The organism is Clostridium sp. HV4-5-A1G, assembly GCF_900184915.1.
Lineage (GTDB): Bacteria > Bacillota > Clostridia > Clostridiales > Clostridiaceae > Clostridium_B > Clostridium_B aromativorans.
Window position 1 is genome coordinate 1 of the sequence record NZ_FXYI02000322.1, and the last position, 1,683, is coordinate 1,683.

The following is a 1,683-nucleotide window of genomic DNA, read 5'->3' on the forward strand; positions in this document are numbered from 1 at the left end:
ATTTAAAAAAGAATATGATTATGGAGTTTTTAAATACTATAAAAATTATTTTGAAAAAGTTTCAGAGGACAAATGCCCCTTTGAATTAGACTTAGAAAAAGCAGGAGGAAATGGTAAGTCCTTATTGATGGATACTGATATTAAAATTAAACTTAATGGTTCAAAAACAAAATCAAGCGAAAATTTTAAACTTGTTAATGTAATAAATGGAGGTGGTGAAGCTTATAAAGATAATTTTATAGAGAAAATCATGCTTAAAGGCTGTGAAAATATTAATTCCGGAATTGACAAAGGTTCTCCGAAGAGACAATTAGATGATTTTAATTTAAATATTGCGAATGCTTTTGGAAGTATAAAAGAAAGGATCCTTGATACTGATGAGGGAAGAAGTAATTATGATAAAAAAAGAATAGATTTTTTAAAAGACCTTGGGAGTAAAAATTTTGATTTTGATAGAGATTTAATTGAAGAAATCATGGAATACATTCAATGTAAAGTAAAGGAATGGTACAGTCATCTTTTAAGTGACAGCAGGTTTTCAATCAATGATATAACTTTATGGGATCAGGCATATATGACTTCTTCTATGTTTAAAGCGGCTTTAGCGGCTATATCTTTGGATGGCTCAATGTATGATAAATATATGAATGACCCAAGAAAAGTAAAGTGGTCAATTCTTGGAATACAGTATGATAAGCTTGGTCTTGCTGAGAAAGCCATGAATCCTCATTTTATCAAATGGTACAGAGAAAAAACCTCTAAAGTGGATGAAGAAATAAAGAAATTAGTGGAAATAGATTATGCATTAGGAAATGAAATCTATAGAGATGAAACCGGGATATATTTTATTGCTCCAGAAAATATCTGCGGTAATCATGTAAAGAAAAATGATGAGACAGAAAAACTATATTATTTAAATGATAGCCTAATTGAACTTCAAAATGAAATAGTAAAATGCTTTGAAAGTTTTAACGGAGAAATTTTTCCTGCAGTATTTTTGACAAAGCCTTCAAGGGGAACGATGAATATAGCTTATCTTTTAAAAAATGCAAAAAAAAATTTTCTTAAACCTATTTATCCTAAAACTGCTGATATTGAAAAATTATTTAAAGCAGAATCATCAGAACATTTTAATAAAATATGTGATGTTTGTGGGATTAGACTAGCTGAAGAAGAAATCAATGGTTTAAAATTATGCAGCATCTGTGCTGAAAGAATACGCAATCAAAAGAATAATTTAATAGATAGTAATGATGAAGAAACTGTTTTTACGGGAGAAATCCAGGATAAAAACGGCAGAATAGCTTTGGTAACACTCAAATTTGAGTTAGATGAATGGTTAAATGGCAATATGCTGAACTTAATGCTTTCTAATTTTGAATGTGAATCAGTAACAATAGCAAGTATAGTATCCTTATTTAAAAACATAAGAAAAACATATTCACCATTTAGTTCTGATAATATTACAACTTGTTTAAAAAAGTATAAGAAATTTGCAAATAATAATAGTAAGGAAGAGGTAATAAATGTTCTTCAATATTTTGATAAATCTTTTATTATATCATATAAATCTGTTATGAATAAAATGTTTGAAGACGGAGAATATAAATTACCTAAAAAAAATGAAGAAAAAGTTAAATATAAGCGAAGAAAAGAAACTTTTATTTATTATATATATAAGTT

1 protein-coding gene is annotated in these 1,683 nt (G+C 27.5%); it reads left to right on the forward strand.

Going from position 1 to position 1,683, the window contains the following annotated elements; genetic code table 11:
• Positions 1 to 1,683, forward strand: a 1,683-nt coding sequence (locus J5G60_RS18200; protein ID WP_207876631.1) for a CRISPR-associated protein Csx11, incomplete at both ends; no start/stop codon positions are given.